The following is a 26,519-nucleotide window of genomic DNA, read 5'->3' on the forward strand; positions in this document are numbered from 1 at the left end:
CGGGGACCACAACTTCTGGGCGGCTGGAACAATCCAACCACTAGATCTTGGGTTTGGCCGCTCATTCAGCCCTAGCGCGTGTCGCCCATCACGGGCGGACGGCAGGCAGCGTACGGCCGAGCACGAGGTTACGGGAACCGCGCGGCTGCCAGGATTGCGGGGCTCCTGCTGTCAGACTCGGACAACGACGCAGAGGCCACCCCGCATGGCGACGCCGCGCCGGCGAACGCTACCGTAATAGTCCGAATTGCCGGTCGGTCCACGAGGCCGACCCAAGCAGGGTCCCGGTCGCTCCAGTCATTGCACATACACCCAGCAGTGAATACACGGCAGACTTTTATTCGTTTTTCACTCGAACGTGTGTTTGGCGCAACCTTTCGAAAGCTACTACCGTTGTCCAGCTAGGGAGACCATTCGAGAGGGGCCGACGTGACCACCACCGCAGACAGTGCCACCATCACTGCCCAGGACCGCTCCCAGAGCCGACTCGAGCCGGTGCATGCCATGAATGACTCAGTCACGAACACGGAGGGGCCAGAGCCCGTGCGCCCGGCGCGCTCGTTGCCCGGCCGACCTCCAGGTATCCGGGCGGACAGCTCGGGGCTCACGGACCGGCAGCGGCGAGTGATCGAGGTGATCCGGGACTCCGTGCAGCGGCGTGGCTACCCGCCCTCGATGCGGGAGATCGGTCAGGCGGTGGGCCTGTCCAGCACGTCCTCCGTCGCCCATCAGCTGATGGCCCTGGAGCGCAAGGGTTTCCTGCGTCGCGACCCACATCGCCCGCGGGCGTACGAGGTCCGCGGTTCGGACCAGCCCAGCTCGCAGCCCACCGATACAACGGGAAAGCCCGCGGCGTCGTATGTGCCGCTGGTCGGCCGGATCGCAGCCGGTGGCCCGATCCTCGCCGAGGAATCGGTCGAGGACGTCTTCCCGCTCCCCCGCCAGCTGGTCGGTGACGGAGAGCTGTTCGTCCTCAAGGTCGTCGGTGACTCGATGATCGAGGCGGCGATCTGTGACGGCGACTGGGTCACTGTGCGCCGCCAGCCGGTCGCGGAGAACGGCGACATCGTGGCAGCCATGCTGGACGGCGAGGCCACGGTCAAGCGCTTCAAGCGGGAGGACGGCCATGTGTGGCTGCTCCCGCACAACTCCGCGTACCAGCCGATCCCGGGCGACGAAGCGACAATTCTCGGCAAGGTGGTGGCGGTGCTGCGGCGGGTGTGAAGACTCGCCGGTTCCGACCGGGCCCCGGGATCCACTGCGCCGATCCCGGGGCCCTGCATGTGCCACCGGGCACCCGGGGCTTGCTACTGGTCGTTGGCCTTGGCTGCCGCGTCGATAGCCGCGAGTGAGCGGCGCGCCTGGTTGCGGTCGGTGGTGTACCAGAAATCGGGCAGCGAGGCGCGCAGATAGCTGCCGTACCGGGCGTTGGCCAGCCGCGGATCGAGCACCGCGACCACTCCCTTGTCGCCCGTGGCCCGTACGAGCCGGCCGGCGCCCTGAGCCATCAGCAGCGCGGCATGCGTCGCCGCGACGGCCATGAATCCATTGCCTCCAGCCTCCTCAACCGCCTTCTGGCGTGCGCTCATCAGCGGGTCGTCGGGACGTGGGAACGGAATCCTGTCCATGACCACCAGCTGGCAGCTGGCCCCGGGCACATCCACGCCCTGCCAGAGCGACAGCGTGCCGAAGAGGCAGGTCTCGGGATCGGCTGCGAAGTTCTTGATCAGCTCTCCGAGGGTCTCCTCGCCCTGCAGCAGGATCGGCTTGCCGACTCGGCCGCGCATTTCCTCGGCGGCGGCCTGGGCCGCCCGCATGGACGAGAACAGACCGAGGGTGCGCCCGCCCGCCGCCTCCACCAGTTCGGCGAGTTCATCCAGCATGTCGGTGCGAGAACCCTCCCGACCGGGCGTGGCCAGATGCCTGGCGACGTACAGGATTCCCTGCTTCGGGTAGTCGAACGGCGACCCGACGTCGAGTCCCTTCCACTGCGGAATGTCGTCGCCCGCAGTGCCTTCGGGAGCGAGTCCGAGCGACGCCCCCACCCCGTTGAAATCCCCACCGAGCTTGAGCGTGGCCGAGGTGAGGACGACGGACCGCTCGGCGAAGAGCTTCTCGCGCAGAAGTCCGGATACGGAGAGCGGGGCGACCCGCACTGAGGCGCCGAAACGGTCATGACGCTCGTACCAGACGACGTCGTACTCCGAGCCTTGGGTGATGCGCTCGGCGACGCCGTGAATCGTCTCCACCGATGCGAGTGCCTGCTTGCGGACGGCGTCCTCGTCCTGGACGGACTTGTCCCGGGTGGCGCCCAGGGCCGAGATCACCGTACGCGCGGCGTCACGAAGCGCCAGCAGCGCGTATCCGAGGTCCTCGGGGACCTCTTCCAGGCGACCGGGGAGCGCCAGCTCCATCACTCGCTCGAAGCCCTCCGACGCGGTCTGCAGGGCGTCAGCCGCCTTCTCGTTGACCAGCTTCGCCGCTCGGCGCACCGCGCGGTTGACCTGGCCGGGGGTGAGCTCGCCGGTGGCCACTCCGGTGACCCTGGAGACCAGCTCATGGGCCTCGTCGACGATCAGTACCTCATGCTGCGGAAGCACAGGGGCGCCCTCGATGGCATCGATGGCGAGGAGGGCGTGATTGGTGACGACGACATCGGCGAGCTTGGCACGCTCACGGGCCTGCTCCGCGAAACACTCCGCGCCGTACGCGCACTTGCTGGCGCCCAGGCATTCGCGGGAGGAGACCGAGACCTGCGCCCAGGCACGGTCGGATACGCCCGGGGTGAGGTCGTCGCGATCGCCGGTCTCGGTCTCGTCCGACCAGTCCCGCAGCCGCAGCAGATCCTGGCCGAGCTTGCTCGACGGGGCCGCTGCCTCGAACTGATCGAAGAGCCCCTCCTCCTCGTCCTGGGGCACTCCTTCATGGAGCCGGTGCAGGCAGAGATAGTTCGAGCGGCCCTTCAGCATGGCGAACTGGGGACGGCGGCGCAGCAACGGATGCAGGGCGTCGACCGTGCGCGGGAGGTCGCGCTCCACGAGCTGGCGCTGCAGTGCCAGGGTCGCCGTCGCCACCACGACGCGCTCCCCGTGCGCGAGTGCGGGCACCAGGTAGCCGAGGGATTTACCCGTGCCGGTGCCGGCCTGGACGAGCAGATGGGCATTGTCGTCGACAGCCTCGGCAACGGCCTCGGCCATGGCGGCCTGGCCGGGCCGTTCCGTACCGCCGACGGCGGTCACTGCGGCGTGGAGGAGCTCGGGGAGGGATGGCTTTGTCATAGCCCGACCAGCCTACGGGGCACCACTGACAACGGCGATCACTCCCGGACTCAGACGGAGGGGTGGAGCGGGTTGGGCACGGTCCCGTGGATGGCGGCGTGCGGGCGCCGGGGGCGGTCCCGGTAGCCGTCCACGTGCAGGCGGTTGCGGTTCAGACAGAGACGTTCGATGCGGGGCGTCAGCATGTCGAACATCTCAAATCGCTCCTTGAGCTCGGGGAAGCGGGCGTGGTGCCGCAGAATCTCGGCCCGCACGAGTGACCAGAAATCGGCCTCCGGAACTCCCAGCTGTTCCTCGCACAGTGGGGACAGGAAGCGAAAGACACCGATGAAAAGTCCGGCGTGGATGAACTGGGTGAGGAAGGAGGGCTCCTCGGTGAGCAGGATGCGGCGTACGTCCTGTGGCATCGACTCATGCTCCGGCAGCGGCTGGGCGCTGATGTTCACATCGTCCACGAAGTCCTTGATCGCCAGGCGTACCGGTACGTCCTGGTTGTCGAAGACGACGATGGCGTTCTCGCCGTGCGGGGAGAACACGGTGCCGTAGCGGTAGAGGAAGTGCAGCAGCGGCGGGAGCAGCGCGGAGAAGAGCCGGGTCAGCCAGGTGGTGGGCGTGAGCCCCGAGCGGGCGACGAGCTCGGCCGTGAAGGCGCGGCCCCGTGGATCTGTGTGGAGCAGCGAGGCGAGGGTCCGGGCCCGTTCGCCCGGCGCGAGCCGGGGCTGGAGGGGTTCTCGCCAGATCGCGCCGAGGATTTCCTTGAACTGGTACGGGGTTTCCGGGAGGTGGTCGTAGAGCGGATGCTCGACGGTCACGGAGGCCACCTCGCCGAGCAGGATGACCTGGCAGGTGTCGCGCAGAAAGGCGTCCCGGTCGCGCAGGCCCTGGACCCAGGTGGTGACGGCGGGGGCCGCGAGGGTGCGTTCGGTGGGCAGTCCTCGCCAGACCAGCGTGTTGAGGATCGACAGGGGCAGTTTGACGGTGTGCCGGTCGGGGCGGGCCACGTTGGTGAACGTGCGAATGGACTGCTGAGGCAGCCGGAGATCGGCGTCGGAGTGGAGCGGAACGATGTCGCCTGCGGCGATGGCCGGGGCGAAGACCGGAACGATCCATTCGTCCCACTGCCAGGGGTGCACGGGAAGACACAGATAGCTGCCGGGATCGAGGCCGCGGGCGCGGAGCACGGCGGCGAAGGAGTCGCGGACCGACGGGTCGAGTTCCTGCACGTACAGCTGCTCGGGGGTGGCCAGGCCGGTCACTCCGCGGTAGGTGGCGATCCTGGTGGAGACGGCGATCCACGGCAGCCTGACCGGCGTGCGGGCCTCCGGTGTGTAACGGGAGGCGTCGGTGGCGGAGAAGCCGAGGCGTCCCTTGTTGGCGACGAGCCAGGGGTGTCCTGTCTGGTGCCCTTCCAGCTCGGCGTAGTCGAGATCGGCCAGCCGGTCGACGGGGAGCGCGGTGTGGTCGAGCCGGGCGTCGGCGGCGAGGGTGGTGGTGATCTCGCGGATGAGGTGGCCGAGGGTGGCGCCGTCGATCCCGAGGGTGTGGCGGGCGCGGGCGAGGAACTGCAGCGGGTCGCGGAAGGGGACGGTGTCGGAGTTCCGGTCCCGCAGTGGCTCGGCAGGCGCGCCCCGGCCGCTGTCCCGCGTCGAGTCCGTCGGCGACTCCCGGGCGCTCCCGCACGTCTCCAGAACCGAATCGGGGGCGATGTGCCAACTGCCGTACACGCCCCGCCGGGCGCTGAAGCTCAGGGTTCCACCGTCATCGAGCCCGAGGGTGTACGTATCGCCCCCGTCGTCCTGCCGGACCGGCGCGATGACTTCCTCGTAGGCGAATTGACCGAGCATCTTCGCGAGCAGTCGGGCAGCGGCTCCGTCCCAGACCGTCCGGTCCAGTTCTGGCGTGCTGAGCAGGTCGGCAGACTCCGCTGAATCATGGCTCGCAGGATATTTCGGCACGGGGACTCCTCGGGATGAAACCGATGGGGTTCGAGCGGTGTATGCAAAGCAGCAGGCCGTTCACAGCTGGGCACGGTGGGTTCGGTCGCGGAGCATCAGGGCGGCTCGTTTGTCGGGGAGTTCGACTTCTGCGGAGAAGCGGAAGCCTGCGCTGAGGAAAGCGGAAACGGAAGGGGTGTTACGCAGGTCGGGCTCCGCCACAACACGTGCGCACAGGGGACGGTTGTCGAGTACGAGGTCGGAGACGGCCCGGAGCAGGGTGGTACCGACCCCGCGTCCGCGGTTGTTCACACCGCCGATGAGCAGGTGGATTCCGGTGTCGTGCGGCCGAGCGGGGTAGTGGCGCGCCAGCGGATCGAGATCCGCGCGGTAGATCTCCCAGTAGCTCATGGGAACGCCTGCCAGCACGCCGAGGCACGGGACGCTGCGTCCGTCACCGTCGAGTTGGGGGCGCAGATGGTCGGCTGTGACGGATTCGGATCCGGCGAGTTCCCAGAATGCGGCGACTGCGGGGTCGTTCATCCAGCGGCTGATCACGGCGAGATCGCGTTCCACTCGCACGGGGACGAGTTGGAACACTCCGGCCGGGGTGGTGACCGGTCCCCAGTCGGCAGGGCGGTCGAGCAGATCCGAGGCGGCCGACCTGCGCATGGTTGCCTGCGTGCCTGTGGCCGGGCCCGCTTCGTCCGGTTCGGATGACGCGGACGCGTTCGGCGGCTGGGGGCGTGTCGCGGTGGCGGGTGTGTCCTCGCCGAACAGCGCGAGGAGTTCTTCGGAGAGCGGCAGGTCCAAGGTGTCCTCGGCACCTGTGTCGGCCTGTGGGGCAGGGCCGGTACCGGCGTCGGTGTGCGCATCGGCGGGAGCCACGGTGTCGCTCTCCTCTCGGCGGTTCAGGCGGTGGTCATGTTCCCTCAGGCACATAGGGGGTTGGCAATGGTGACGTAGACGGACTGGGTGTCGACAGGCCCGACGAGTTCGTCGAGGCCGTGCAGCCGGGTCAGCAGGTTGGCCTTGCACCGCAGGTGGGAGTTTTCCAGCAGATGTGTGGGCAGCGGGGAGCCCAGTGCGGCGGCCGAGCCGAGGAATCGACGGAACGCGGCGATGAGCACGTGTTCGTCGGCGAGGTGCTGGGCGCCGAAGGCTCCGATCAGGCCGAACACATTGTTGATGCCGAGGTAGTAGGCAAAGCGCTCGTCGGTGACCGCGTCGGAGACGAAGGTGTCGCTGACCGATCCGATGCCGGGGAGCCGGTGCTCCAGTGCCGCACGGTGGGACTCACGGAAGTAGTAGCCCTGGTTGTCGCGGTATCGGCCGCCGACGGGCCAGCCGTGGGGATCGAGCAGCACCAGAGTGTTCTGCTGGTGGGCTTCGAGGGCCACGCCTGCGTGGGCGTCGAGCCAGAGCACGGGGCGTACGACACGGTCGAGGTATCGCAGGAACCACTCGGTGGCGACGGCGCCTACGGCTCTTCCGGTGGCAGCGGCCAGGGAGATCACGATCTCGGCGAGGCGTGAGTGCATGCCCGTACGGCCCGGCCAGGGGCGCGGGGCGGTGAGCGCGGCGATGCAGACCGCATCGTCGTACGGACCGAACGGGTTGTGGCGCAGCATCACGTCGAGGCCTGCGACAGGCTCGCCGTCCGAGTCGTCGACGGCGAGCCAGGCGGGGTCGCGGACGATGTCGAAGCCCGGGTGGACGGCATGCCACTGCGCGGCGAGTCCGCTGCGGAGCAGCCGGTGGACCTCCACTCCACGGTGAAGTTCCTTGCGGAGATTCTCTCGACGGGAGTTGGTGATGCGAACGCCGAGAGAGAGCTTGAGCATGAGCTCGGCACCGGGCCGATGCACGGTGCGGACGGATGAGGTGGGGTACCAGTGCTTCCCGTGCGGTCCGAGGTCATGCAGGAGTCCGGCGTCGAGCAGGGCGGCGGCTGCGGGCCGGTGTCCGAGTTCGCGGGCCTGCCACGGGTGGAGCGGAATCGGTGTGGTGTTGTCGGGGAGTTGCAGTCCTTCGGCATGGGAGGTGATCAGTTCCGTGGCCGATACGGGACGGCCTCCGTCGGTCCAGGCGGAGTCGGTGGCCAGCACGGACCGGTCGACAGCCATCCAGTGCAGCGGGAAGCAGCCGTGCAACTCGGGTGAGTAGAGGCGGGATTCGGAGTCCGAGAGGCCTTCACGGCTCTTGGGGGTGGGGTGGAGCGGATGTCCGAGGAGAAGTGACTGCTCGGCGGTGAGGAAGAGGTCCGCTTCAGCCGGGGCGCCGGGGGTGCGGCGCCGCTCGGCGATGAAACCGGCCGTCCGCTGTACGGAGTCGGCGACCCGGGCCACCATGTCGGCGCCTTCGTGGCGGTCGGCCTCGCGGCCCAGGAGAGCGGCAACCGTGACGGCGTCGGTGGGCGGTGCTCCTTCGGGTGCCCCCTCCAGGGTGGGCATGCCGAAGCGGTGCCAGCCCGTGGCGGACCAGTAGAGGACGGGGACGAGCAGAGCGGTTCCGCTGGCGGGGAGCGGGATTCGGAGCGTATCCCCGTCCGGCCGGGGCAGGTCACTCTCCCGGACCCAGCAGCGGAGCAGATTCTCGACACCCGCCATGTCGGCGGCCCTCAATGGATCCGGATGGTCGAGGAGGTCGGCCGGTGCCGCACAGGTGAACGTGGCCGTCGGGGCGTACCGCTCCTCGTGCAGTGCCGCCATCTGACGGGGCACGGTGGTCTGGTCGACGACGAGGTTGCCGGTGAGCGCGGCCTGTCCTCGCTGCTGGGTGGGGGGAGGGCCGTCGGCCTGGGGTGCGGTGGTGGGGTTCACGGCGGTCCTTCTTGTGATGGTGTCCGGCGTCAGCGGATCGACCCGGTCGCGGTCCGGCGGTGCGGCAGGCGCTCGGCGGCCGCCAGGGCGTCGGCGAGGCGGTCCACGACCGCTGTTGCCTGTTCGTCGGTGAGGGTGAGGGGCGGGAGAAGGCGTACGACGGTGGAGTGGCGTCCGCCGAGTTCGACGATGAGCCCGCGGCGCAGGCACTCCTGTTGGACGGCTGCGGCGAGGACCGGGGCGGGCGGTGGCTCAGGGCTGCCGCCCCGCGCAGCAGCCTCGGGGTCGACGAGTTCCACCCCGATCATCAGGCCCCGTCCGCGGACGTCCCCGATGGACGGGTGGTCCGTGGCCAGTGCCTGGAGGCGTGCGACCATCCGGGCGCCGAGTGTCGCGGCGCGCTCGGCGAGTCGGTGCTCCCGCACGAAGGCAAGGGTGGCGGTGCCCGCCGCCATCGCGAGCTGGTTGCCCCGGAAGGTGCCGGCGTGGGCGCCCGGCTGCCAAGTGTCCAGTTCGGAGCGGTAGACGATCACTGCGAGCGGGAGGGAGCCGCCGATGGCCTTGGAGAGCACCATCACATCGGGCACGATCCCGCTGTGCTCAACCGCCCAGAAGGCACCGGTGCGGCCGACGCCCGTCTGGACCTCGTCGGCGATCAGGGGGACGGACCGGGTCTCGGTGATCTCGCGCATCTGGCGCATCCAGCTGTCGGGGGCAGGGTTCACACCGCCCTCCCCCTGCACCGGTTCGAGGATCATCCCGGCCGGCGCGGGCGCGCCTCCCTTGGGGTCGTCCAGGAGATTCTCGGTCCACCGGGCGGCGATCTCCGCGCCGCGCTCACCGCCGATACCGAAGGGGCAACGGTAGTTCTGCGGGAAGGGCAGACGCGTCACCCGTACGTCCTCGGCACCGCCCGAGGCGGCAAGGGCTCCTGCCGTCATCCCGTGGTAGGCGCCGGTGAAGGCGAGGAGTCCGCTGCGGCCGGTCGCGGCACGGACCAGTTTGAACGCTGCCTCGACGGCGTCCGTACCGGCAGGTCCGCAGAACTGGATCCGGGCGTTGTCGGCGAACTGCCGCGGCAGGGTGGCGAACAGCTCCGTGGTGAAGGCGTCCTTTACGGGGGTGGCGAGGTCGAGCACTTGCAGCGGTGCGCCCGAGTCGATCACCTTCCTGATCGCCTCCAGAACCACCGGATGGTTGTGCCCGAGCGCCAGGGTGCCGGCTCCGGAGAGACAGTCGAGGTATCGCCGCCCGTCCGCGCCTTCGATGGTCATCCCACGGGCGCGTACCGGCACGATCGGCAGCGAACGCGCATAGGTACGGGCGGCGGATTCACGCAGCGACTGGCGGCGCAGGATCCCCTCGTGCACCGCCGGTGCTGCCACCGGGGCTGGTTCGGTCACGGCCACGGCTGTTGGTCCTCCCGCTGTAACAGTTGTGTCGCACGTCAGTACGTCGGCGCACGGACGGACTGCGGGGATGAACGCTGTCCTCGAGTCCCTCGTACGTACCAACGACGCCGGACGCAGGGGATCACGGGCAATTCCGAAGATCCTTGCGGGGCGGAACCGTGGCCCTGCTGCGCACCGTCCCCATCGGCACCGGCATAGTGGGGGCCGCACGGAGGGCTCGGGCAGATTTCCGGGAGTCCGCAGGACGTTCGGAGCAGGTGGCTCGGAGCAGTACCGAAGTGCAGTACAGAAGTGTTGAGTTACGAAGTCCCAGGGGGATCACCACATGCGACTCATTCGACCAGTTCTCACCGCACGTCAGGGGAGCGCACGTCGCACGCGCCCCTCGGTGCTCGCCGTGGCCGCGGTCACTGCGGTCCTTGCGCTCACCGCCACTGCCTGCGGTCCGAACGAGGACAACGCCAGTGACAAGCCGAGCGGTTCCGCCGGCCGGCCCTCGGACGGCAAGATCACCATTCCGGACGATCTGAAGGACCGGCTCAAGGAACACGGGATCGACCTCGACCAGTGGAAGAACGGCGAGTGGAAGAACTGGGACAAGGACAAGTGGCTGCGCGAGGCCAAGGACTTCGTCAACCCGATCATCGAAGGCCTCTGGGACCCGGACCGGATGCGGGATGCCGACAAGTCTCCGGAGAAGCCCGTCGACAATGACATCTCGGGTGACGTGGGTGTGACGGACCCGACGCCTGCGCCGGTCCGGGCCGCCGGTGTCCGGACGCCGTACCACGCCAATGCCGCAGAGTCCGGGAAGCTGCTCTTCGACAGCCCCGAGGGCTCCATGGTCTGCTCCGCGACCGTGGTGAAGGACCCGGCGCACCCCGGAAAGTCCAACCTGGTGTGGACCGCGGGGCACTGTGTGCACGCGGGCAAGAAGGGCGGCTGGTACCGCAACATCGCCTTCGTGCCGTCGTACAACAACAGCGGTCTGTCGACGGCCGAGCTGCAGAAGGCGACCAAGCAGGAGATCGCGCCCTACGGCGTGTGGTGGGGCCAGTGGGCACAGACGTCCGACCAGTGGATCTCTCAGGGTTCCTCGATCGGCGGGCAGGGCGCCCCGTACGACTTCGCGGTGCTGCATGTCACGCCGGAGAAGGGCTCGACGGGTAAGTCCCTGGAGGAAACGGTCGGCTCCGCACTGCCTGTCGAGTTCAATGCCCCGGCTGTGCCGAACATCGACAGCATGACCGCCACCGGCTTCCCGGCCGCTCCGCCCTACGACGGCCAGAAGGCCTTCCAGTGCGCGGACAAGCCGGGTCGGCTCTCGCTGACCGCGCAGGACCCCACGATGTACCGCATCGGCTGCACCATGACGGGCGGTGCCTCCGGTGGTGGCTGGGTCGCGGCGGGTCAGGACGGCAAGCCCGCCCTCGTCTCGAACACCTCCATCGGCCCGGTGACGGCCGGCTGGCTGGCCGGACCGCGCTTCGGCAAGGAAGCCAAGGGCGTCTACGAGTCGGTCAGCAAGAAGTACGCAGGGCAGTGACGACGGACCGTCACCCGGCCAGGATCGGGTGACGGTGACGGCACATCAGAGACCCCGGTGCGGCTGTTGCCCGCCGGGGCCTTTGCTGTCGCGCTACGGCCCCGAGTGGCCCGCACCTCATGCGGGTCGTGTCTCTGCGGCAGAGAGCACGGTCCGCACCGTCATAGGGTGGGCCTGCATCGTCGGTGGCCGTTGGTCCGGCCACCGTTTTGCATGACAAGTTCATGGCAATTTCGGAGATTTCAGGGCGAATCTTTTCCATGCGGCCCATACGTCCGCTGCTCGCCGCGACCGGCCTCGTCGCGGCGCTCGCGCTGACGGCCACGGCCGGTTCGAAGGGCGGCTGGTACCGCAATGTCGTGTTCGTGCCCGCGTACAACGACAAGGCCAAGTCCGCCGCCGCGCTGGAGAACGCGCAGCCGCAGGAGATCGCCCCGTACGGCGCGTACTGGGCCGACTGGGCCACGACGTCCGGTGAATGGCTCGCCGATGGCGGTCCCACCGGGGGCGAAGGCGCCCCCTATGACTACGCGGTACTGCGCGTGAAGCCGGAGAAGGGCAGCAAGTCCCTGGAGGAGACCGTGGGCAATGCCCTGCCGGTCAACTTCGATGCCCCCGAGATCTCGACGATCAGCGCGATGGGCGCCTGGGGTTACCCCGCCGCCCCACCGTACAACGGCCTGATCATGCACAAGTGCGTCGACCGCCCCGGCCGGCTCTCCGTCAGCCCGAGCACTCCGACCATGTACCGCATCGGCTGCACCATGACCGGCGGCTCTTCCGCCGGCGGGTGGTTCAGCGAAGGCAGTGCCGGCAAGCTCGCACTGGTCTCCAACACCTCCATCGGCCCGGTGACTTCGGGCTGGCTCGCCAGCCCCCACCTGGGCAAGGGAGCACAGGACGTCTTCACCGCGATGAGCGAGAAGTTCGGCAGCCAGTAGCAGCCGCGCGTACGCCCGAAGGCCCGCTCCCGACGAGGGAGCGGGCCTTCGGTCCGTTCTGAGCCGTACCGCGCTGCGGTCAGTGCGCCACGGGGACGAACGAGGAGAGGGCGGCTGCCAGTTCCTCATGGACCCGCGCCTTGAGGAGGGTGCCCTCCGACGTGTGCTCCTCGGAGATCACCTCGCCCTCGGCGTGCACCCTGGAGACGAGTCCGCCCTGGGTGTACGGGACGAGCGCCTCGACCTCGACCGAGGGCCGAGGCAGTTCGGTGTCGATGAGTGCGAGCAGCTCGGCGATACCGGCGCCGGTACGCGCCGAGACGGCGATCGCATGCTTCTCGATTCGCAGCAGCCTCTGCAGCACCAGCGGATCGGCCGCATCCGCCTTGTTGATCACCACGACCTCGGGCACGTCCACCGCGCCCACTTCGCGGATCACCTCGCGCACCGCGGCGAGTTGTTCCTCCGGCACAGGGTGGGAGCCGTCCACCACATGCAGGATCAGATCGGATTCACCGACCTCCTCCATGGTGGAGCGGAACGCCTCGACGAGGTGGTGCGGCAGATGCCGTACGAACCCGACGGTGTCGGCCAGGGTGTAGATCCGGCCGCTCGGCGTCTCGGCCCGGCGTACGGTCGGGTCCAGGGTGGCGAACAGTGCGTTCTCCACCAGGACGCCCGCACCGGTCAGCCGGTTGAGCAACGAGGACTTGCCCGCGTTGGTGTAGCCGGCGATGGCGACCGACGGCACCTTGTTGCGCTTGCGCTCCTGGCGTTTGATCTCGCGGCCGGTCTTCATCTCCGCGATTTCCCGGCGCATCTTCGCCATCTTCTCGCGGATCCGACGTCGGTCCGTCTCGATCTTGGTCTCACCGGGACCGCGGGTTGCCATGCCGCCACCGCCGCTGGAACCGCCGCCGCCCATCTGACGGGAGAGCGACTGACCCCAGCCACGAAGCCGGGGCAGCATGTACTGCATCTGTGCCAGCGAGACCTGCGCCTTGCCCTCTCGGGACTTGGCGTGCTGGGCGAAGATGTCGAGGATCAGAGCGGTCCGGTCGACCACCTTGACCTTGACGACGTCTTCCAGATGGATCAGCTGGCCGGGGCTGAGCTCACCGTCGCAGACGACGGTGTCGGCCCCTGATTCGAGGACGATGTCGCGCAGCTCCAGCGCCTTGCCCGAGCCGATGTAGGTGGCCGGGTCGGGCTTGTCGCGGCGCTGGAAGACGGCGTCGAGCACCATGGCGCCTGCAGTCTCCGCAAGTGCGGCCAGCTCCGCGAGGGAATTCTCCGCGTCCTGCACGGTCCCCGAGGTCCAGACACCGACCAGCACCACACGCTCCAGGCGCAGCTGTCGGTACTCGACCTCGGTGACGTCCTCGAGCTCGGTCGAGAGTCCTGCCACACGCCGCAGTGCTGCGCGCTCGGAGCGGTCGAACTGCTCGCCGTCCCGCTCTCCGTCGATCTCGTGGCTCCAGGCGACGTCCTCTTCCATCAGGGCGTCGGCCCGAAGGCTCTCCGTGAGGCTCTCGGTGACATTCTCCGTAGCGCTCTGCGCGTCCTGCGCGTCCTGGGGGAGGGAAGAAGAGGAGGTCATTGGATCCTTACGTCGATGGAAGTCCGTTACATCAGTCACAACGCGTGACCTCTCCCGATGATTCCCGCTGTCGGGAATCCGGTCCGGCCGCCGCGGCGACCCGTCGATAGTGGCATGGTCCGCCGGGCCCGTCACCCGGGTTTATCGCTGTCCGTCGGGCTTGGCACTGTGCCAGTCCGGGTGCCCCGGCATCGGTGGGGTCTTCTCGCCGTACAGCCAGCCGTCGAAGAACGAGGTCAGGTCGCGGCCCGCGGTCTGTGACGCCAGCCGGACGAAGTCCGCGGTGGCGGCGTTGGAGTCCCGGTGCTTCTTCACCCAGCTCCGCTCCAGCCGGTCGAATGCGTTCTCGCCGATCTCCGTGCGCAGCGCGTAGAGGATCAGTGCGCTGCCGTCGTACACGACCGGCCGGAACAGGCTGAGCTTCTGTCCGGGCGCCGGAACCTCGGGGCGGGCCGGGGGGCCGCCCGCGGCCCGCCAGCCGTCGGACTTGATGTAGGCGTCGTGCATCCGGCTTTCCAGTGGCTTGTCGGCGTGCTCCTCGGCGTAGCGGGCCTCGTACCAGCTGGCATGTCCCTCGTTGAGCCACAGATCGGACCATGCCTGTGGGGAGACGCTGTCACCGAACCATTGGTGGGCGAGCTCGTGCACCATGATCGATTCGACATACCACTTGGGGTAGGCGGTCTGGGTGAACAGGGACCGTTCGAAGAGCGAGAGTGTCTGGGTCTCCAGCTCGAAGCCGGTGTCAGTGGCGGCGACCAGCAGTCCGTATGTCTCGAAGGGGTAGGGGCCGACCTGCTGTTCCATCCATTCCAGCTGACCCGGTGTCTTGCTGAGCCAGGGTTCCAGCAGCTTGCGGTCGGCGCTCGGCACCACGTCGCGCACCGGCAGTCCGTGCGGCCCGGTCCGTTTCAGGACGGTGGAACGGCCGATGGTGACCTGGGCCAGTTCAGTGGCCATGGGGTGTTCGGTCCGATAGGTCCAGGTGGTCTCGGCACCGTTGCGGGCCGTGCCTGCGGGCAGGCCGTTGGCGACCACCGTGAGGTCCTTGGGTGCGGTGATCCGGAAAGTGAAGTACGCCTTGTCGGCGGGGTGGTCGTTGCTCGGGAAGACCCGGTGCGCGGCGTCGGCCTGATTGGCCATGGCCAGACCATCGGCGGTGCGCAGCCAGCCGCCGCTGTCCTGGCTGCCGTTCGGGTCGCTGGTGTGCCGGACGGTGATGTGCAGCGGCGCTCCGGCCGGGAGCCGGCCGGGGGGCTGGATGACCAAGTCCTCGTCCACCGCGGCGAAGTCGGCGCGCACACCGTTGATTTCGACCGTACGGACAGTGCCCTGGGCGAAGTCGAGGTTGATCCGGTCCAGCGGCTCGGTGGTCCGCGCTTCGATCGTGGTAACGGCGTCCAGCGGCTTGCTGTTGCTGCCGTGGTAGGTCAGTCCGATGTCGTACGAGAGGACGTCGTACCCGGGATTGCCGAGGCGCGGGAAGAGTGGATCACCGATTCCGAGCGGCACGGGTGAGGGGAGGGCGGCGGCAACGAGGGCGGCCGATGCGGTGGCCAGCAGAGCGGCCCGCAGACGGCGGGAGATGATCGGCATGGACTACCGCTACCAGCGACTCCCACCCGGGCAGGCGCGGCACGCGCCACGCCACTCGAACGAGATCGCTGTGGCAGATGGCGCTGCGCGGCGGGGTCAGGCAGTGGCGGCGGGGTGCTGGGCGCGGCTCACGTCGTACACCCCGGGTACGTCACGCATCGCGCGCATCAGCGCCGGCAGTCCGGCGGCATCGGGGAGCTGCAATGTGTAGGTGTGCCGGACGCGCTGTTCGCTGGGCGGTTCGACGGTGGCGGAGATGATCGCCGCGTCCGCTGTCGCGATCGCCTCGGTGAGATCGGCGAGCAGCCGGGGCCGTCCGAAGGACTCGGCAACCAGGGTGACCCGGCACCCGGCCGCGTCGCCCCAGCTCACCGAGACCGGCGCCCGGCCGGCGGACTGCATCCGGGCCGCCGCGGGGCACTCCAGCCGGTGCACGGTGACGGCGCCGCCGTGCACGACGAATCCGGTGACGGCGTCGGGTGGTACGGGGGTGCAGCAGCCCGCGAGTCGTACGGTGGCATCCGGCCGGTCCACCACAGCACTTGCGGTGCGGCTCGCGGACCTGGCGTGCCCGGGGTCGGTGTTTTCCTGGGGCTGTGGTTCGGGCCTGGGCTCCGCGGGCCTGATGCTGTGCGGGCCCTGGGCATCCTCGGGGTGCGCGTCCAGCCAGCCGGTGATGGCGATACGGGCGGCTGGGGTTCGGGCGTGGTCGAGCCAGTCGGGCGAGGGGCCGGAGGCGGCGTCCTCGGCGAGCAGCAGCTGCACGGTGTCGCCGTCGCTCAATACGGTGCCGAGGGTGGCCAGCCGGCCGTTGACCCGGGCGCCGATGCAGCTGTGCGCCTCGTCCCCGTACTGCGCGTAGGCGGCGTCGACGCAGCTGGCTCCGGCGGGCAGTCCGAGCGTGCCGCCATCGGTACGGAAGACCGTGATCTCCCGGTCCTGGGCGAGGTCCGCGCGGAGTGTGGTCCAGAAGGTGTCGGGGTCCGGGGCGGACTGCTGCCATTCCAGAAGCCTGGAGAGCCAGCCGGGCCGGGTCGGGTCGGCGCGCTCCCCGTCCGCGGGTTCGGCGGACTGCGGCGCGGAGCCGCTGTCCGCGGCGTACGGATTACCGAGGGCGATGACGCCCGCTTCGGCGACCTTGTGCATCCGGTGCGTACGGATGAGGACTTCGGCGACCGCCCCGTCGGGGCCAACGACCGCGGTGTGCAGTGACTGGTACAGGTTGAATTTGGGGGCGGCGATGAAGTCCTTGAACTCGGAGATCACCGGGGTGAAACAGGTGTGCAGTTCACCGAGCACGGCATAGCAGTCGGCGTCCTCGCCGACGAGAACCAGCAGCCGGCCGAAGTCGGTGCCGCGCAGTTCGCCGCGTTTGATCCTGACGCGGTGTACGGAGACGTAGTGGCGCGGCCTGATGAGGACTTCTGCGGGGATGCCGGCCTCCCGCAGCACCGCTGCGACATTCTCGGCGATGGCGGCGAGCGGGTCCTGGGTGGCCGCGGCGCCGGAGGCGTCCGGTTGCGCCGACGCGGCGGCGATCAGTGCGCGGGTGTGTTCGTACTCCTCGGGGCGGAGGATCGCGAAGACGAGGTCCTCCAGCTCGGTCTTGAGGGCCTGTACGCCGAGCCGCTCGGCCAGTGGGATCAGCACGTCGCGGGTGACCTTGGCGATCCTGGCCTGTTTCTCGGGACGCATCACGCCCAGGGTCCGCATGTTGTGCAGCCGGTCGGCGAGCTTGATCGACATCACCCGGACGTCGTCCCCGGTGGCGACCAGCATCTTGCGGAAGGTCTCGGGTTCGGCCGCCGCTCCGTAGTCGACCTTTTCGAGTTTGGTGACGCCGTCGACGAGGTAGCAGACCTCCTTGCCGAATTGTTCCCGCACCTGATCGAGGGTCACTTCGGTGTCCTCGACGGTGTCGTGGAGCAGTGAGGCCGTGAGTGTCGTGGTCTCGGCGCCGAGCTCGGCGAGGATCAGCGTGACGGCGAGCGGGTGCGTGATGTACGGCTCGCCGCTCTTGCGCATCTGTCCGCGGTGCGAGGACTCCGCGAGTACGTAGGCCCTGTGCAGGATGGAGAGGTCGGCATCCGGGTAGTGCGCGCGGTGGGCCTCGGCGACATGGCCGATCGCGTCGGGCAGCCGGTCGCGGGAGACAGGGCCGAGCAGCGCGACGCGGCCGAGCCTGCGGAGATCGATCCGGGGACGGCTCCGCCTGCGGATGGGAGCACCTGAGTTGGTGGCCTCTGCACTCATGGGGCACCTCCGGCAACGTCGACCGGCGGTGGGGAGGTGCGGACGCGCCTCCGGGCCGGTGCTTGATGCTACCGAGCCCACCACGTGGCGGAGTCCGGCTCTCGCTCAGCGTGAAACGGATCACCCATTCGAGCGAAGCTCTAGCCGATCGCCGTTTCGAGCCAGGCGGAGTCGATCAAGCCCTCGGCGACGATCACGGCGGCTCCGGTCATCTCGATCTCGCCGTCCGGCCGCTCGGTGATCACGAGGGTGCCGCCGGGCAGATCCACCGTGTACGTGACCGGGGTGCCGGTCTCCGTGGGGTCGGCGCCGTCCCTGCGGGCCGCGGCGACGGCGACGGCGCAGGCGCCCGTGCCACAGGAGCGAGTCTCGCCCGAACCGCGCTCATGGACCCGCATCGCGACATGACGCGGTCCGCGGTCCACGACGAATTCGATGTTGACGCCGTCGGGGTAGACGGCCGCGGGACTGAACGGCGGTACGGAGAGCAGATCGCCGGCGTGCGCCAGATCATCGACGAAGGCAACCGCGTGCGGATTGCCCATGTTCACATTGCGGGCGTCCCAGCTGCGGCCCGCCAGGCTGACCGTGACGCCGTCCTCGGGAAGGAGCGCACGCCCCATGGAGACCGTGACGTCGCCGCCCTTGGCGATATGCACCTTCTTCACGCCACCCCGGGTCGCGACGGCGAGGTCGCCCTCCTCGACGTATCCGGCATGCTGCAGATAGCGGGCGAAGACCCGTACGCCGTTGCCACACATCTCGGCGATCGAACCGTCGGCGTTGCGATAGTCCATGAACCACTCGGCCTCGCCCGCCATGGCCCGCGCCTCCGGGTGCGCGGCGGACCGTACGGCGTGCAGCACGCCGTCACCACCGATACCGGCCCGGCGGTCGCACAGCCGGGCGACGACGGAGGCTGGCAGGTCGACGGCATTGTCCGGGTCGGGAACGATCACGAAGTCGTTCTCGGTGCCGTGGCCCTTGAGGAAGGCGATCTGCGAGGTGCTCACAGGGCAACTGTACGAGGCGGCGCCGACAGCCGACGAAACCGGGCCGCGCAAGGGTGCACCGGGCAGCGACCGGCCAGCATGCCGAAGCAGGGTCCCCGTGCCACACTGCCGCAGCCGCTCCGTCCGTCAGCGGAGCCGCGCCACGCGCCAGACGGCGAGTGCGACCAGTGCGGCGCACACGGCGACGTACAGCGCGATCACGCGCCAGTCGGATCGCTCACCCGAGCCCCGCTGCGGCAGCCCGGGCCAGGTGTAACCCACGCGGCGGGCGGCCATCATGCCCCAGCCCGCGGCGCAGCAGCTGATCAGCAGGCCCAGCATGGCGACGACCGCGCCGCCGTCGCCGAACTCGAAGGCCAGAGGGAACGCGAACATCAGCGATCCCACGGCGGCGAGCATGACGATCGGTGCGAGCTGCCAGATGCGCAGACGCCGCGCGGGCCGCAGCTCGACCTCGACCTCGGGGGTCACCTCGAGCTCATCGGGCCCGTCGGGGCTCAAGCGTCCTGCCTCGTGCAGCGTGTCCGGTGCGTCTTGTTCTGTGTCGCGAGGGCCGGCCTCCATCGCCACGCGCCCTCCCAACTCGGACTCCACTGGTCGATCGATGCTCGATGATGGCACGCTCCTGGTCACCGAAATGACGGGCAGGGCTTCCCGATGCCATCACGTGATCAGGCTGTAACCGCTCGTTCGACCAACGCCAGCGCCCGGTGCGGGAGTTCCCCGCGGTGCTCCGCGGCGCCATTCAGCCAGTGGACCCGCGGGTCGCGGCGAAACCATGAGTCCTGACGGCGCGCGAATCGTTTGGTGGCGCGCACGGTCTCGGCACGCGCCTCGTCCTCGGTGCACTCCTGGGCCAGTGCGGCAAGCACCTGTTGGTAGCCGAGCGCCCTGGAGGCGGTCCGTCCTTCGCGCAGACCGTGCGCCTCCAGGGCGCGCACCTCGTCCACGAGTCCGGCCGTCCACATCCGGTCGACCCTCAGCGCGATGCGTTCGTCGAGTTCGGGGCGGGCCACGTCGACGCCGATCTGGACGGTGTCGTACACCGCATCGTTACCGGGGAGATTGGCGGTGAAGGGCTGGCCGGTGATCTCGATGACTTCGAGGGCCCTGACGATTCGGCGGCCGTTGCTCGGCAGGATGGCCCGGCCCGCTTCGGGATCGGCGGCCGCGAGCCGGGCGTGCAGTGCCGCGGAGCCGCGCTCGGCCAGTTCCTCCTCCAGCCTGGCCCGTACACCGGGGTCCGTGCCCGGGAACTCCATGGCGTCGATGGCGCCCTTCACATACAGCCCTGAGCCGCCGACCAGGACGGGGGTACGGCCCGCGGCAAGCAGCCGGTCGATCTCGGCGCGGGCCAGCCGCTGGTACTCGGCGACGCTGGCAGTCTCGGTGACGTCCCAGATGTCCAGCAGGTGGTGCGGAACGTTTCCGCGTTCGGAGAGCGTCAGCTTCGCAGTGCCGATATCCATCCCCCGGTAGAGCTGCATGGAGTCGGCATTGACCACTTCGCCGTCGAGCTGCTGAGCAAGGAATACCCCCAGATCGGACTTTCCGGCTGCAGTGGGACCGACGACGGTGATGACCCGCGGTGCGGGAGCTGAACTTCTCACCGCCCCAGTCTCGCAAACCTCCGGCACTCTTCCGGAACGAGTGGGGTGTCCCGCTCCGAAACGGGAGCCGTCTGCCGTTCCGGCCACCTGCCCCAGGCCCTGGCCCAGGGGCAGGCGAGTGGCGGGGTGTGACGCTCCGAGCGGCGCGGTTCTTCGTCCGGACCAGTAGAATTCGTAAGTGAATGCGGGCGTTTTTTCACGGTTTGCCGTTCACTCTCAGGGCTGCCTGATGAGGTCGTCGGCAGCGAGGTCGGAGAGGACGCCCGACCCTAGTCCCCCAGCAGGGAAGGTGCCCGATGGGCTTCCTGGACAATTTGAAGGCCAAGCTGAACCCCGCCAAGGACAAGGTCGGCGATCTCGCGCATCAGCACGGGCACAAGATCGACCAAGGGCTCGACAAGGCCGCACGGACGGTCGACCAAAAAACCAAGGGCAAGTACAGCGACAAGATCGAGTCCGGCACGAAGAAGGCCAAGGAAGCGGTCGAGCGCCTGTCCCACAAGCACGACGAGGGTGGTACCAAGCACGACGAGGGCGGTACGCCGCCGGGTACGCCGGGCGGTACGCCGCCGGACACGCCGGGCGGTACGCCGCCGGGCACGCCGCCCGCTTCCTGAACATCAACTGATCAAGCCGGACGGACGGCCGTGGAGCGACAACGCTGCACGGCCGTCGGCTGTATCTGCTCGGGCAGGGGTACGGACGGGGGCTCAGGACCAGGTGGCGACCAGGTAACCCACGCCGTACGGGGCGTCCTCGTACAGCAGCCGGCCGCCCAGGCCCGACCCCTCGGCGGCGCCCGCGAGCACCTGCCAGGGCGCCCGGCCCGCCGCTTTCAGTTCGTGCGCCAGCGACGCGTCCAGCGCGATCAGCGCGTCGGGGTCCGCCGTGCCCAGCGCATGGGCGGCCGCCGCGTCGAACGCCGCGGCACGGTCGTCCAGATAGCCGGGGGCCTTGATCGTGCGGCAGGCGCTGCCGTCGCCCATCACCAGCAGGGCCACCCGGTCCGCCCTGGCGGCCAGGTCCCGTCCGGTGCTCGTGCAGCGAACGGTTTCGAGCGGCTCCCCCACGCCGAGCCCTTCGACCGGCGCCTCGGCCCATTGCGCGCGGGCGAGCAGCCAGGCACCGACGGCGAGGGACGGCGGAAGCGGGCGGTCCGTCACCGGCCCCTTTCCACGCCCCAGCCGCACACCGAGGTCGACGCCGAAGCCCTTGAAGGTGCCGGGGGCCCCCTCGGGATGCGGGCCACGCCCCGCATGGTCCGCGGGCCCGATCACGATCAGCAGATCGGGCCGGGCGGCAGCGAGCACACCGAGAGCATCGGCGCAGGCGTCCCGCAGGGCGTCGAGCTCGGGCGCGGCACCGGCGGCGACCTCCGGTACCAGCAGGGGCGGGCAGGGGCAGACAGCGGCGGCGACAAGCATGGTGGGCAGCGTACTGCTTGGGTGCGATGCGCTCGTCGGCCACCGTCGCCGGCTGCGTCCTGCCGGTGTCAGTCGCAGCCGCAGCCGGGGGCCGCGGTTGCGGGCAGCGGCGCCGGGGCCCCGATACCGGGCAGCCCAAGCATCACTCCGGCAGGCTTGGCGGCCTCGGTGGCGGTGCGCTTCTCCCAGGCGTCCCCTGCCCGGGTCCGCCGTACGCCCACCGGAACGCCCTCGGCGAGGAGGTGGTGCGGGGCCGCGTAGGTGACCTCGACGGTCACCACATCGCCCGGACGCACCTCCTCGTCCGGCTTGGTGAAGTGGACCAGGCGGTTGTCGGGGGCGCGGCCGGAGAGGCGGTGGGTTGCGCCGTCCTTGCGACCCTCGCCCTCCGCAACCATGATCTCCAGCGTTCTGCCGACCTGCTTCTTGTTCTCCTCCCAGGAGATCTCCTCCTGGAGGGCGGACAGGCGCATGTACCGCTCCTGGACGACCTCCTTGGGGATCTGCCCCTCCATCTCTGCGGCCGGGGTTCCGGGCCGCTTGGAGTACTGGAAAGTGAAGGCGTTGGCGAAGCGCGCCTCGCGGACCGCGTGCATGGTCTGCTCGAAGTCCTCCTCGGTCTCGCCGGGGAAGCCCACGATGATGTCGGTGGAGATGGCGGCGTCCGGCATCGCGGCGCGCACCTTCTCGATGATGCCGAGGAAGCGCTCCTGCCGGTAAGAGCGCCGCATCGCCTTGAGGATGGTGTCCGAGCCCGACTGCATCGGCATGTGCAGCTGGGGCATCACATTGGGCGTCTCGGCCATCGCCGCGATCACGTCGTCCGTGAAGTCACGGGGATGCGGCGAGGTGAAACGGACCCGCTCCAGGCCCTCGATCTTCCCGCAGGCGCGCAGCAGCTTGGAGAAGGCCTCGCGATCGCCGATGTCGGAGCCGTACGCGTTCACGTTCTGGCCCAGCAGGGTGATCTCCGAAACGCCCTCGGCGACCAGTGCCTCGATCTCGGCGAGGATGTCGCCGGTGCGGCGGTCCTTCTCCTTGCCGCGCAGCGCCGGGACGATGCAGAAGGTGCAGGTGTTGTTGCAGCCGACGGAGATGGAGACCCACGCCGCATAGGCGGACTCGCGGCGGGTGGGGAGCGTGGAGGGGAACGCCTCCAGGGACTCGGCGATCTCGATCTGCGCCTCGTCCTGGATACGGGCGCGCTCCAGCAGCACCGGCAGCTTGCCGATGTTGTGCGTGCCGAAGACGACATCCACCCAGGGGGCCCGCTCGACGATGGTGTCGCGGTCCTTCTGCGCCAGGCAGCCGCCGACGGCGATCTGCATGCCGGGTCGCTTGGTCTTCATCGGGGCGAGCCGGCCGAGATTCCCGTAGAGCTTGTTGTCGGCGTTCTCCCGCACCGCGCAGGTGTTGAAGACGACGACGTCGGCATCGCCGTCGCAGCCCTCGGCGGCACGTACGTAACCCGCGTCCTCCAGCAGCCCCGACAGCCGCTCGGAGTCATGGACGTTCATCTGGCACCCGTAGGTGCGCACCTCGTACGTTTTCAAACCGTCCACTACTCCACCAGCCACGTCGTTGCCGCTCACCCGTCCAGGGTAAGGGCTCCGATCGGGCGGCAATGATGAATACCTCTCCGGCCGGGCTCACGGCCCTGCGTCCGGGTGCGGGGACCGAGGCCCCGTGCCGCCGGGGCCCGGCCCTGGTCATCGCCCCGGCGGGCTGGCAGGATCGCCGCCATGCTCCAGGCACTGTCCCGTATCGGCCGACGGCGCACCCTTCAGGCGTGCGCCGCCCTCGTCGTCGTGCTCGGGCTGCTGCTGTGGTGGCTGCTCCCGCTCGGGGAACCAACGCCGAGCGGGACGCTGACCTTCAGCACCGGCGTACGCAGCGGGGTCTACCAGCGCTACGGCGAGCGGCTCAAGGGAGACCTGGCCACGGATCTGCCCCAGGTGTCGATACGGCTGCAGACCAGTGAGGGCTCGCAGCAGAACATCGCGCGGGTGGCGACGGGGAAGGCCGACTTCACCATCGCCACCGCCGATGCCCTGGCCACCTATCTGCGCAGCGGCAAGCCGGGCGCCGACCGGTTGCGGGGCTGTGTGCGGCTGTATGACGACTACATCCAGCTGGTCGTGCCGCGTGACTCGAAGGTGCGGAGGGTCTCGGACCTGATCAGCAAGCGCGTTGGGGTGGGGCAGCCGGGTTCCGGGGTACGGCTGGTCGCCGACCGGGTGATGACAGCCGCCGGTCTCGATCCCTCGAACGATGTGACGCCGCTTCCCGACGGTATCGACACCATGCCTGAGAAGCTGGAGAACGGCCTGCTCGACGCCTTCTTCTGGTCCGGCGGACTGCCCACCTCCGCCGTCCAGGAGCTGTCGGACCGGTTCGCGATCCGGCTGGTGCCGCTGGAGGCCCCGCTGATCAAGGAGCTCCAGGCGGTGGGCGGGTCCGCCCGCTACTACCGGTCGGCTGTGATGCCCGCCGACGCCTACCGCAACGCGCAGCAGGGGCAGGCGGTACCGACGGTGGCGGTCGCCAATGTGCTGGTGACCACGGACCGTACGGATCCGGCGATGACCGAGGCGTTCACCCGGACCGTGATCGACAGCCGGGACCGGATCGGGCGCGAGGTGCACGCGGCCCAGCTGGTGGATCTGCGTACGGCGATCTACACCGATCCGCTGCCGCTGCACGAAGGCGCCAAGCGCTACTACCGCTCGGTCAAGCCCTGATCCCCGGCACCGCTCGGTCGGGCCCGATCCCCGAGCCGGGCCCTCTCCCGTCCGTGCTCAGCCCTGCGGGCCCTGGCGTGGCACCGACACCGTCACCCGCAGCCCGTGCGGCTCATGGGCGGCATAGCCGATGGAGCCGCCGCCCGCCACCAGGAGGGCCTGGGAGATGGAGAGCCCGAGGCCGGAACCCTTCACGTTCTGATGCTGGGCGCTGCGCCAGAAGCGGTCGCCGACGCGTTCCATCTCCTGTGCGGTGAGACCCGGTCCACGGTCGGCGACGACGACCGTGACGTCATCGTGACCGGAGGCGACCGTGACGAGGACCTCTTCGTCGGCAGGGGTGAATTTCAGGGCGTTGTCGATGACGGCGTCCAGGGCGCTCGACAGGGCGATGGGGTCCGCCCAGGCGGTCACGGCGGATGAGCCGTTCGCCCTGAGCCGTACTCCCTTCTCCTCGGCGACCGGACGCCAGGAGGCAACGCGTTCCGCGGTCAGTGCGCCTATGTCCGTGAGCCGCAGATCGGCATCGGCGTGTTCGGCCAGCGCCAGGTCGAGCAGGTCGTCGAGAACCTGCCCGAGGCGCTTGCCCTCCGTGCGCACGGAGGCGATCTCCTCGTTGCCCTCCGGGAGTTCGAGCGCGAGGAGCTCGATCCGCAGCAGTAGCGCGGCAAGGGGGTTGCGCAACTGGTGCGAGGCATCGGCGACGAAGGCGCGCTGCTGCTCCAGCACGTCCTCGACGTTGTCGGCCATCTCGTTGAACGAGCGGGCCAGGCGCCTCAGTTCCGGCGGCCCTCCGGAGGCCGCGACCCGGGATCTCATCCGGCCGCTGGCGATGTCGTGGGTGGCCGCGTCCAGGGTCCGTACGGGCAGCAGTACCCAGCCGGTGAGCCGGATCGCGGCGCCGACCGCCACCAGCATCGCGACGACTTCGCCGACCGCGATGAGCAACCAGCCGCGCAGCGTGCGTGCGCGCATTTCGGAGGTGGGCGAGTCGATGACCACGACGGCGACGACATCGCCGTCCCGTACGACGGGTGAGGCGACGACGACCCTGCCCCGCTGCCAGGGCCAGACCTGCGGCGGATCGTGGCTGCGACGGCCCAGGAGCGCTTCCTTGAAGGCCTCTCTCCCCTCCCCCTGGATCGGGAGCTGCCAGGTGGCCGGGGCCTTCGCCATGGCACTGTCGTCGCGGTAGAAGACACCGGCGCGGATGCCGTACACCGATGCGTAGGTGTCGAGTTCGCTCCGCAGGGTGCGGCGCCGCTCGTCGTAACCGGGGGTCCGCTCGGCGATGAACTGGGCTAGCGCGGCGAAGCGTGCCGTGTCATCGATGCGGTCGATGACGACGCGCTGCTGCTGGGCGCCGGCCACGCTGACGGCCAGGGGAAAGCCGAGGGCGAGCAGCACGCTCGCCATGAGAATGATGAGCAGCGGAAGCAGTCGGGTGCGCACCTGGGACGTACGCCTCTACGCGGACGGTGCGACGAGGCGGTAGCCGACCCCGCGCACCGTCTCGATCAGTGCCGGCAGCCGCAGTTTGGAACGCAGGGACGCGACGTGCACTTCGAGCGTGCGTCCCGTTCCCTCCCAGCTCGTGCGCCACACCTCGCTGATGATCTGCTCCCGGCGGAAGACGACGCCGGGGCGCTGGGCGAGCAGCGCGAGCAGGTCGAACTCCTTGCGGGTGAGCTGGACTTCCGATCCGTCGACGCTGACCCGGCGGGTCGGCAGCTCGATATGGACGTGCCCCAGGCGCAGAGCGGCGACGGGTGTGGGCACGGTGTCCTCGCCGGCCGATTTGCGTCGGCTGACGGCGTGGATACGGGCGAGGAGCTCGCCGGTGTCGTACGGCTTGACCACGTAGTCGTCCGCCCCGAGGTTGAGGCCATGGATCCGCGACCGGACATCGGCGCGCGCGGTCACCATGATCACCGGGGTGGAGGTGCGCTTGCGGATCTTCCCGCACACCTCGTAGCCGTCCTGGTCGGGCAGGCCGAGGTCGAGGAGCACGACACCGAAGGGCTCCGTGTCCGCGGGCAGCAGCGCCTGCAGTGCCTCCTCGCCGCTGCGGGCGTGCACCACCTGGAAGCCGTGCCGGGCGAGGATCGCGGAGAGGGCGGCCGCGACATGGTTGTCGTCCTCGACGAGCAGCAGTCTCATGACCCCCCTTTCCGAAGGTGCGGCGTACCGGCCTTCCGTCGGTGCGGCGCCGGTGCGTGTCGGTGCGGTTTCTCGTACGCCTCTCGTCACTTCCCCGTACCGAGGTGTTTCACGTCATGGCGTACCAGGGCATCCACTCCGATGACCGGTACGTCAGTCAAGGGCCCGCCCACTGCATCGAGCCATCTG

Annotated in this window: 19 protein-coding genes and 1 pseudogene; 5 read left to right on the plus strand and 15 right to left on the minus strand. The window is 69.4% G+C overall.

From position 1 onward, the window contains the following. Positions 1-429 precede the first annotated feature (429 nt). On the plus strand, positions 430-1,224 hold the full coding sequence (gene lexA / locus OG609_RS10190) for a transcriptional repressor LexA (protein WP_093898912.1): 795 nt from the start codon (positions 430-432) through the stop codon (positions 1,222-1,224). 83 nt (positions 1,225-1,307) lie between these two features. Here lexA and OG609_RS10195 read toward each other — a convergent pair whose 3' ends face one another. Genes OG609_RS10195 through OG609_RS10215 form a run of 5 tightly spaced genes read right to left on the minus strand, consistent with a single transcriptional unit; the run spans position 1,308 to position 9,443 of the window. Beyond that, positions 1,308-3,278: an ATP-dependent DNA helicase gene (locus OG609_RS10195; RefSeq protein WP_327272522.1), complete on the minus strand. Its 1,971-nt coding sequence runs from the start codon at positions 3,276-3,278 to the stop codon at positions 1,308-1,310. 50 nt (positions 3,279-3,328) lie between these two features. Then, on the minus strand, positions 3,329-5,233 hold the full coding sequence (locus OG609_RS10200) for an IucA/IucC family protein (protein ID WP_327272523.1): 1,905 nt from the start codon (positions 5,231-5,233) through the stop codon (positions 3,329-3,331). A gap of 60 nt (positions 5,234-5,293) precedes the next feature. Continuing rightward, positions 5,294-6,100, minus strand: a complete 807-nt coding sequence (locus tag OG609_RS10205; protein WP_327272524.1) for a GNAT family N-acetyltransferase — start codon at positions 6,098-6,100, stop codon at positions 5,294-5,296. Positions 6,101-6,144: 44 nt separating this feature from the next. Beyond that, the gene (locus OG609_RS10210) at positions 6,145-8,034 is read right to left on the minus strand and encodes an IucA/IucC family protein (protein WP_327272525.1); all 1,890 of its coding nucleotides are present in this window, start codon (positions 8,032-8,034) and stop codon (positions 6,145-6,147) included. Positions 8,035-8,063: 29 nt separating this feature from the next. After that, positions 8,064-9,443 (minus strand): diaminobutyrate--2-oxoglutarate transaminase family protein, encoded by a 1,380-nt coding sequence (locus OG609_RS10215; protein ID WP_327272526.1) that lies wholly within the window; start codon positions 9,441-9,443, stop codon positions 8,064-8,066. A 328-nt stretch (positions 9,444-9,771) separates the two neighbouring features. Between OG609_RS10215 and OG609_RS10220 the strand changes: the two genes are divergently transcribed. Both OG609_RS10220 and OG609_RS10225 read left to right on the plus strand, forming a co-directional pair. After that, on the plus strand, positions 9,772-10,992 hold the full coding sequence (locus OG609_RS10220; RefSeq protein ID WP_327272527.1) for a trypsin-like serine peptidase: 1,221 nt from the start codon (positions 9,772-9,774) through the stop codon (positions 10,990-10,992). Positions 10,993-11,318: 326 nt separating this feature from the next. After that, positions 11,319-11,933: pseudogene (locus OG609_RS10225) on the plus strand (trypsin-like serine peptidase); the annotation flags it as partial. A gap of 79 nt (positions 11,934-12,012) precedes the next feature. Here OG609_RS10225 and hflX read toward each other — a convergent pair. The 6 genes from hflX to miaA form a co-directional block, all read right to left on the minus strand. Next, complete coding sequence (hflX, locus tag OG609_RS10230; RefSeq protein ID WP_327272528.1) at positions 12,013-13,533, minus strand: GTPase HflX; 1,521 nt, start codon at positions 13,531-13,533, stop codon at positions 12,013-12,015. A gap of 141 nt (positions 13,534-13,674) precedes the next feature. Further along, entirely contained in the window at positions 13,675-15,129 is a 1,455-nt protein-coding gene (locus OG609_RS10235; protein WP_327272529.1) for a M1 family metallopeptidase, read from the minus strand. 96 nt (positions 15,130-15,225) lie between these two features. After that, a complete protein-coding gene (locus tag OG609_RS10240) occupies positions 15,226-17,382 on the minus strand; it encodes a RelA/SpoT family protein (RefSeq protein WP_327272530.1) in 2,157 nt (718 codons plus the stop codon). 140 nt (positions 17,383-17,522) lie between these two features. Next, positions 17,523-18,395: a diaminopimelate epimerase gene (gene dapF, locus OG609_RS10245; RefSeq protein ID WP_327272531.1), complete on the minus strand. Its 873-nt coding sequence runs from the start codon at positions 18,393-18,395 to the stop codon at positions 17,523-17,525. A gap of 126 nt (positions 18,396-18,521) precedes the next feature. Beyond that, positions 18,522-18,959 carry a hypothetical protein gene (locus tag OG609_RS10250; RefSeq protein WP_114249333.1) on the minus strand — a complete coding sequence of 146 codons (438 nt, stop codon included), beginning with the start codon at positions 18,957-18,959 and terminating at the stop codon, positions 18,522-18,524. A gap of 107 nt (positions 18,960-19,066) precedes the next feature. Then, positions 19,067-20,005 (minus strand): tRNA (adenosine(37)-N6)-dimethylallyltransferase MiaA, encoded by a 939-nt coding sequence (gene miaA / locus OG609_RS10255; RefSeq protein ID WP_327272532.1) that lies wholly within the window; start codon positions 20,003-20,005, stop codon positions 19,067-19,069. Positions 20,006-20,301: 296 nt separating this feature from the next. Between miaA and OG609_RS10260 the strand changes: the two genes are divergently transcribed. Next, a complete protein-coding gene (locus OG609_RS10260; RefSeq protein ID WP_327272533.1) occupies positions 20,302-20,622 on the plus strand; it encodes an antitoxin in 321 nt (106 codons plus the stop codon). Between the two features lie 93 nt (positions 20,623-20,715). Here the strand turns inward: OG609_RS10260 and OG609_RS10265 are convergent, their stop codons facing one another. Both OG609_RS10265 and miaB read right to left on the minus strand, forming a co-directional pair. Then, positions 20,716-21,429 carry a class III extradiol dioxygenase subunit B-like domain-containing protein gene (locus OG609_RS10265; protein ID WP_327272535.1) on the minus strand — a complete coding sequence of 238 codons (714 nt, stop codon included), beginning with the start codon at positions 21,427-21,429 and terminating at the stop codon, positions 20,716-20,718. Between the two features lie 68 nt (positions 21,430-21,497). Further along, entirely contained in the window at positions 21,498-22,991 is a 1,494-nt protein-coding gene (miaB, locus tag OG609_RS10270; protein ID WP_327277996.1) for a tRNA (N6-isopentenyl adenosine(37)-C2)-methylthiotransferase MiaB, read from the minus strand. A gap of 180 nt (positions 22,992-23,171) precedes the next feature. On the opposite strand from miaB, the gene OG609_RS10275 reads away from it, so the two are divergent. After that, positions 23,172-24,170 (plus strand): TAXI family TRAP transporter solute-binding subunit, encoded by a 999-nt coding sequence (locus tag OG609_RS10275; protein ID WP_327272537.1) that lies wholly within the window; start codon positions 23,172-23,174, stop codon positions 24,168-24,170. 57 nt (positions 24,171-24,227) lie between these two features. On the opposite strand, the gene OG609_RS10280 is transcribed toward OG609_RS10275, so the two are convergent. Next, positions 24,228-25,622: a sensor histidine kinase gene (locus OG609_RS10280; RefSeq protein ID WP_327272538.1), complete on the minus strand. Its 1,395-nt coding sequence runs from the start codon at positions 25,620-25,622 to the stop codon at positions 24,228-24,230. Between the two features lie 15 nt (positions 25,623-25,637). Further along, the gene (locus OG609_RS10285; RefSeq protein ID WP_189279749.1) at positions 25,638-26,330 is read right to left on the minus strand and encodes a response regulator transcription factor; all 693 of its coding nucleotides are present in this window, start codon (positions 26,328-26,330) and stop codon (positions 25,638-25,640) included. Positions 26,331-26,519: the final 189 nt, after the last annotated feature.

This window comes from Streptomyces sp. NBC_01224 (genome assembly GCF_036002945.1).
Taxonomy (GTDB): domain Bacteria; phylum Actinomycetota; class Actinomycetes; order Streptomycetales; family Streptomycetaceae; genus Streptomyces.